The sequence below is a fragment of the Parolsenella sp. genome, assembly GCF_982402205.1.
This window is the reverse complement of the sequence record NZ_CEVYAT010000096.1, coordinates 1-6,063: the sequence shown is the minus strand read 5'-3', so window position 1 is coordinate 6,063 and position 6,063 is coordinate 1. Positions and strand designations below refer to the sequence as shown.

The window sequence follows — 6,063 nt, the reverse complement described above, 5'->3', positions numbered from 1 at the left end:
CCGAGCGCGAGCAGCTCGCAAGCCTTCACGCCGCAACCGAGCGCCACGCCATCGACCAGCTGCGCGCCTGGGCACCCGAGCTCTCTGACGAGCAGCAGCTCGCGGCCCGCATCATCGCGGGCGAGCACCGCGCCCAGCTAGCCGCCACGGCCAACGTGCGCAGTGGGTCGTCCCGCACGGAGTGGCGCGCCCGCGTTCAGGCCCAGTGCCGCGAGATCGAGGCCGAGGCGCTTGCCTTTGAGCTCGAGCAGATCCGCGAGTTGCACGAGACCGGCGAGCTTTCCCGCGTCGGCGCCCGTGAGCTGCGCGAGGAGGTCTACCTGCTGCAGATGGGCCTGGACGCGTGGTAGGCCTTGTTGGTGGCGCGCTTTCGGGCGCTTTTCTCGGCAGCGCTCTTCTCGGCAGAGTTCTTCTCGGCCACGTCCTTCTCGGCAGCGCGTTTATCGGCCATGTTCTTCTCGGCAGCTTTATTCACGGCCACGGGCCCAACATGGGTACAATCCACGCGACACCCACGCGGCCGCGAGGCGGCCCAGAAAGCGAGGCACCATGCCCAACGACAACCTGCACGTGGCGGCCGCGATCATCATTCGCGACGGCCGCATCCTGGCAGCCCAGCGCAGCCACGGCATGAAGGACGGCTGGGAGCTGCCCGGCGGCAAGCTCGAGCCCGGCGAGTCTGCCGAGCAGGCCTGCCGCCGCGAGATCCGCGAGGAGCTGGGCATCGAGCTCGGAGTACTCTGGCCCTTCTCGACCGTGCGCCACGACTACCCCGAGCTCTCCATCACCATGGACGTCTTCTGCGCGCCCGTCCCCGCGGAAACCGAGCTCCAGATGCTCGACCACGAGGCCCTGCGCTGGCTCGACCGCGACAGCCTGCTTAGCGTCGACTGGCTCGCGGCAGACCTCGAAGTCGTGCGCTCGCTGGGCCTCTCCTGGAGCGACGTCTTCGAAGATATGCACCTCTAGGCGCTTGAACAGCCTACAATAGACATTTGGACCGGCACCATGCCGGCCGCAAGGCGCCCTCCCCCGCAACCCGGGCGCGAAAGGAAGCACATGGCAAAGAACACGGTTCTCACCCTCGCCAAGCAGGTTGCCGAGGGCCAAAAGGTGACGATGGTCACCAGCTACGACTACACGATGGCCAGCATCGTCGAGGCCGCAGGCATCAACATGATCTTGGTGGGCGACTCGCTTGGCATGACCATGCTGGGCTACGAGGACACCATCCCCGTGACCATGGACGACATGATCCACCACACCCGCGCGGTCACCCGCGCCACGAGCGATACCTTCGTGGTGGGCGACATGCCGTTCATGTCGTACCAGGCCAGCGTCGAGGAGGGCCTGCGCAACGCCGGCCGCCTCATGAAGGAGGGCCGCTGCCAGGCCGTCAAGCTCGAGGGCGGTGTGCGTTGCGAGGAGACCATCCACGCCATCGTCGAGAGCGGCATTCCCGTGGTGGGCCACGTGGGCATGACCCCGCAGAGCGCCAACTCCTTTGGCGGCTTCAAGGTGCAGGGCAAGAGCGCCGAGAACGCCCAGCGCATCGTCGATGACGCCCTGGCCGTCGAGCGCGCCGGCGCGTTTGCCGTGGTGCTCGAGTGCGTCCCGCGCGACCTTGCCGAGTTCATCACGTCCAAGCTCACCCACTGCTTCACGATTGGCATTGGCGCGGGCGCGGGCTGCGACGGCCAGGTGCTGGTGGCGCAGGACCTTCTCGGCATGACGCCTGGCGGGTTCAAGCCCAAGTTCGTGCGCCAGTTTGCCCAGGTGGGAGATGCCATGCGCGAGGGCTACGAGGCCTACGCCGCCGCCGTGCAGGACGGCAGCTTCCCCGCCATCGAGAACGGATTCAAGATTGACCCCGAGGTCATGGACCAGATCAGGAGGAACAACTAATGCAGGCAGTCACCACCGTCGCCGAGGTTCGCGAGCAGGTCAGGGAGTGGAAGCGCGCGGGTCTCACCGTGGGCCTCGTTCCCACCATGGGCTTTCTGCACGAGGGCCACAAGAGCCTGATCGTGCGCGCCGCCGCCGAGAACGACCGCGTCGTTGTCTCCGACTTCGTGAACCCCACGCAGTTTGGCCCCAACGAGGACCTCGAGAGCTACCCGCGCGACTTTGAGCGCGACTGCAAGCTGTGCGAGGAGGCCGGCGCCGCGCTGGTCTTCCACCCCGAGCCCAGCGAGATGTACGCTGCAGACGCCTGCACCTACGTCAACATGGACGAGCTCACGCACGAGCTGTGCGGCCTCACCCGCCCGATCCACTTCCGCGGCGTGTGCACCGTTGTCTCCAAGCTGTTCAACATCGTGACGCCCGACCGCGCCTACTTTGGCCAGAAGGACGCCCAGCAGCTCGCCGTCATCCGCCGCATGGTGCGCGACCTCAACTTTGGTATCAAGATCGTGGGCTGCCCCATCGTCCGCGAGGAGGACGGCCTGGCCAAGAGCTCGCGTAACACCTACCTCTCGCCCGAGGAGCGCACCGCGGCCCTGTGCCTGTCGCGCGCCGTCTTTGCCGGCCAGCGCATGGTCGAGGCCGGCGAGCGCGACGCCAAGACCGTACTTGACGCCATGCGCGCCATCATCGAGGCCGAGCCGCTCGCCAAGATCGACTACGTCAAGATGGTCGACTTCGAGAACATCGTGCAAATCGAGCGCATCGAGGACGCGCCGGTGCTGTGCGCCATGGCCGTCTACATTGGCAAGACCCGCCTCATCGACAACTTCATCTACGAGCCGGAGGGTAACGGCTGCGATTGCGGCTGCAACTCCTGCGGCTGTGGGTGCAACGACTAGGCTCGCGTGAACAACGTCGTTGACATCGCGTTTGTTGGGGCCGGCAAGGTTGGCTGCTCGCTCGCCCGCTTTATGGCAGGCAGCGAGCGCATCCGCCTTGCCGGCTTTTTCTCTCGCAGCGAGTCGAGCGCGCGCGAGGCAGCGGCGTTTGCCGGTGGCCGTGCGTTTGACTCGCTCGAGGAGTGCGTGGCCAGCGCGAGCGTCATCTTTGTGACGACCCCCGACGCGGCCATCGCCGAGGTGGGTCGCGAGCTCGCCGGGCTCGACCTGGCCGGCAAGATCGTGGCGCACTGCTCGGGCGCCACGCCGTCGAGCGCGCTGGACGCGTGCCGCGGGGCGGGGGCTTGCGTGGCGTCGCTGCACCCCCTCTATGCCGTGAGCAGCAGGTTCGACTCGTGGCGCGAGCTTGGCCACTGCACCTTTGCCGTTGAGGGCGACGAGTGTGCCTGCGACCTTCTCGGCAGCATTGTTCGCGAGCTTGGCGCCGCCGTTGTGAAGATCGACGGCACCCAAAAGGCGCGCTACCACGCCGCCGCCGTCATGGCCTCGAACCTTGTGGTGGGCCTCTACGACATGGCGGTTTCTGAGCTTGTGAACTGCGGCTTCGATCACGCGGGCGCCGAGCGGGCCTTGGCTCCCCTCTTTCTGGGCAACGCCCGCCACGTGGCCGAGGACGGCCCCGCCAACGCCCTTACCGGCCCCGCCGCCCGCGGCGACGAGGCTACGATCGGGCGCCATCTTGGCTGCCTCGGCGGTGACGCGCGCGCGGTCTACGAGCTGCTTACGCAGCGCTGCCGCGAGATTGCGAAGCGCCGGGATTAGGCCACGAGGCAGCTCCAGTCGCAGAAGATTTGCGCGCGCAACTCAACCTCTACAACTCGATAACGCTCGGAGCGCCTTGCGCGACGCCTGCCCAGCACCTTTGCGATGTGATCAGCAAGTCTGTCGAAGCGCTTCTCGTCATGGACCTGCTCGAACGTGATGGGGAGAACGGTTACGCCCATCATCTGCAGCGAAAGCGAGCGATTCGAGTCTTCGATTGCCGCCGGGGCGCTGCTGTGGATCAAGCGGCTCTGGCATTCGATGTCGAGCTTAACGCCTTCCTCGCCCTCAAAGTAAAGATCGGCAATGGCGGAGCTGCGACCCGATGTAGCCCGAGCCGATACGCTCAACCAGATACGGCGATTGAGCTGCAGGTCCTTGAAGCCGCAGCCACCAAGCCGCGTATCGAGGCTGAGCAGCATCGCCGCCTGCACCTCGAAGGGCGAGGCAGCAACTCCCCTTACATCATTGGCGGCGCGAACCAGCGCACGGTGGCCTCGCATGCCATCCGTGTTCGCGGCGAAGTTACGCAGTTCATCGATGTCAATGAGTGGCTCGCGGCTCCAAAGGTTAGAGGCCTTCCCGCTCGCAGAGCACACCCGCTCCCAGGCGCCAGACATGTTGAGCGCCGCATGATTCCTTGGGCTGGCCAGCGCCTCCTCGATTCGGGGCGATGGCTTGAACACGGCAAAGGACCCGCACAACTCGTAGGCGCACATCACAAGCGTGATGTAGGAGACCTGATTGGCCAGCGTGAGCAGGGTAAACGCCGGCGAGGCAACCTCAATGCCAAGTTCGCTCTGCACAACCGCCCCAGGCGGCAGTGGGCCAGACCAAGCATGGTTGGTGAGATTCGAAGTTGAGTTAGGATGGCGGCCGCCCACGAGCAAACGACTCAACGGTAAACCTAGGATTTCCTTAACCAGCGGGTGCTCAAGATAGTCTGACCTATGACGAGCAAAATCGCCAATTGGCAGAGGCGGACACAGGGAAAGTACTTGCGGGGGTATCCGCCAGTATTTGAAAGCACTTGGGCCACAAAGCACGCCGTCCATGATGCCCCCTTCCTCGGTAGAAAAAAGCTAACAGACAACGCTTCGGTGAGCAGCGAGACGAAGGGGATTTCGGCAAACGCGCTGCGGCGGCGGATCCTAATCAACTATTTCGTGCTTTTGTCGCACCCATCAAAGTAGAAAGGCCATTGTGACTTTACTCAACTGGGTTTTTGCAAGATACAATCGGCTGTCTACTCCAGAGTCAAAGATCTAGGCAAGAAAAAGTTGATTAGCCTATTTAAGGGATGGCTCGTCGAAGGCCAAAGAGGCCAGAATAGCGACGCGGGTGGGGTCGAGGGCGTCGTAGGGTACGACGAAGCGGCGCGCAGCGCCGCTTCGGGCGCCACTCGCACGCTCAAAGGCGTAGCGCGACAGGGGCACGAGGCACGCTTCGGGCAGGCCCGCCGCAACGGCGCGGGCGGCAATCTCTTCCTCGCTGGCCCTGGTGTCCACACGAAGCACCAGGTGAAGGCCGGCGTCTGCCTGCTCTATGCCAATCCTGCCAGCATCGGGTCGCGCGCGCAAGGCACCCACGAGCTCGTCGCGCAGGTCGCGGCAGCGCTTGCGGACGCGCGCCACGTGGCGCTCGTAGTCGCCGCCCTCGAGAATGCGAGCCAGCGCAACCTGTTGCACCGAGCTTACGGTGCTCGAGTAAAAGCCCAGCTCACGGCTATAGCGCTCCATCAGCTCCTCGGGAAGCACCATGTAGGCGAGGCGCAGGGCCGCGCCCAAGCTCTTGGAGAACGTGTTGGTGTAGATGACGCGTCCGTCCGCGTCGATGCTCGCAAGTGCCGGCACGGGACGCCCCGCCAGGCGAAACTCGCAGTCGTAGTCGTCTTCGACAAGCCAGCGCCCCTCCTGGGCTGAGGCCCAGCCCATAAGCTCGTACCTGCGGCTTATTGACGTCACGAGCCCCGTGGGGAACTGGTGGGACGGCATGAGGTGGAGCACGTTTGCACCCGACGCCTCAAGTCCCGCCATCTGCACGCCCCGCCCATCGAGCGGAACATGGCGCACGCCGCACCCGCACGCCTCGTAGATCCTCGTGAGCCTCACGTACCCCGGGTCCTCGAGCGCAAACACGCTGGCCTGGCCCATGAGCTGGGCAATCATCACGTCGAGCATCTGAGCACCCGCGCCCACCACGATGCGCGCGGGGTCCACGACAAGTCCGTCTGGCTATCGCCCGAGGCATGTACGGCAGCATCTACCTGCGGCGACGTCACATGCGCCACCATGCCCGGCAGGTCGCACGCGTAGAAGCCACTGCGGGCGCGGGCGCTCACGTACCCCTCCGCCACCAGCTGGCCATAGGCCCCCTCGACCGTAGCGACACTCACGCCCAGGTGCTCGGCCAGCGACCGCTTCGAGGGCAGGCG

The 6,063-nt window shown here is 65.3% G+C and carries 9 protein-coding genes; 5 read left to right on the top strand and 4 right to left on the bottom strand.

Annotated features, from left to right (window positions below):
- Nucleotides 1-350, top strand: a 350-nt coding sequence (locus AC1VTH_RS05910) for a hypothetical protein (protein ID WP_481335234.1), incomplete at its 5' end; no start/stop codon positions are given.
- On the opposite strand, the gene AC1VTH_RS05905 is transcribed toward AC1VTH_RS05910, so the two are convergent.
- Nucleotides 317-451: a hypothetical protein gene (locus tag AC1VTH_RS05905; protein ID WP_481335233.1), complete on the bottom strand. Its 135-nt coding sequence runs from the start codon at nt 449-451 to the stop codon at nt 317-319. The two genes, AC1VTH_RS05910 and AC1VTH_RS05905, sit on opposite strands and share 34 nt — an antisense overlap.
- A 98-nt stretch (nt 452-549) precedes the next feature.
- Here AC1VTH_RS05905 and AC1VTH_RS05900 point away from each other — a divergent pair, with 98 nt between their 5' ends.
- The 4 genes from AC1VTH_RS05900 (at nt 550) to AC1VTH_RS05885 (ending at nt 3,629) form a co-directional block, all read left to right on the top strand.
- Nucleotides 550-969 carry a (deoxy)nucleoside triphosphate pyrophosphohydrolase gene (locus AC1VTH_RS05900; RefSeq protein WP_481335231.1) on the top strand — a complete coding sequence of 140 codons (420 nt, stop codon included), beginning with the start codon at nt 550-552 and terminating at the stop codon, nt 967-969.
- Nucleotides 970-1,059: 90 nt separating this feature from the next.
- Nucleotides 1,060-1,905, top strand: a complete 846-nt coding sequence (gene panB / locus AC1VTH_RS05895; protein WP_301829503.1) for a 3-methyl-2-oxobutanoate hydroxymethyltransferase — start codon at nt 1,060-1,062, stop codon at nt 1,903-1,905.
- Nucleotides 1,905-2,807, top strand: a complete 903-nt coding sequence (gene panC / locus AC1VTH_RS05890) for a pantoate--beta-alanine ligase (RefSeq protein WP_481335229.1) — start codon at nt 1,905-1,907, stop codon at nt 2,805-2,807. Before panB ends, panC begins: the two co-directional genes overlap by 1 nt.
- A gap of 6 nt (nt 2,808-2,813) precedes the next feature.
- A complete protein-coding gene (locus tag AC1VTH_RS05885) occupies nt 2,814-3,629 on the top strand; it encodes a Rossmann-like and DUF2520 domain-containing protein (RefSeq protein ID WP_481335228.1) in 816 nt (271 codons plus the stop codon).
- On the opposite strand, the gene AC1VTH_RS05880 is transcribed toward AC1VTH_RS05885, so the two are convergent.
- The 3 genes from AC1VTH_RS05880 to AC1VTH_RS05870 form a co-directional block, all read right to left on the bottom strand.
- Nucleotides 3,626-4,435: a hypothetical protein gene (locus AC1VTH_RS05880; protein WP_481335227.1), complete on the bottom strand. Its 810-nt coding sequence runs from the start codon at nt 4,433-4,435 to the stop codon at nt 3,626-3,628. The genes AC1VTH_RS05885 and AC1VTH_RS05880 overlap by 4 nt on opposite strands.
- A 483-nt stretch (nt 4,436-4,918) precedes the next feature.
- The gene (locus tag AC1VTH_RS05875; protein WP_481335226.1) at nt 4,919-5,848 is read right to left on the bottom strand and encodes an aminotransferase-like domain-containing protein; all 930 of its coding nucleotides are present in this window, start codon (nt 5,846-5,848) and stop codon (nt 4,919-4,921) included.
- Nucleotides 5,797-6,063: GntR family transcriptional regulator (locus AC1VTH_RS05870; RefSeq protein WP_481335224.1), on the bottom strand; the 267-nt coding region annotated here is incomplete at its 5' end. The genes AC1VTH_RS05870 and AC1VTH_RS05875, both read right to left, overlap by 52 nt.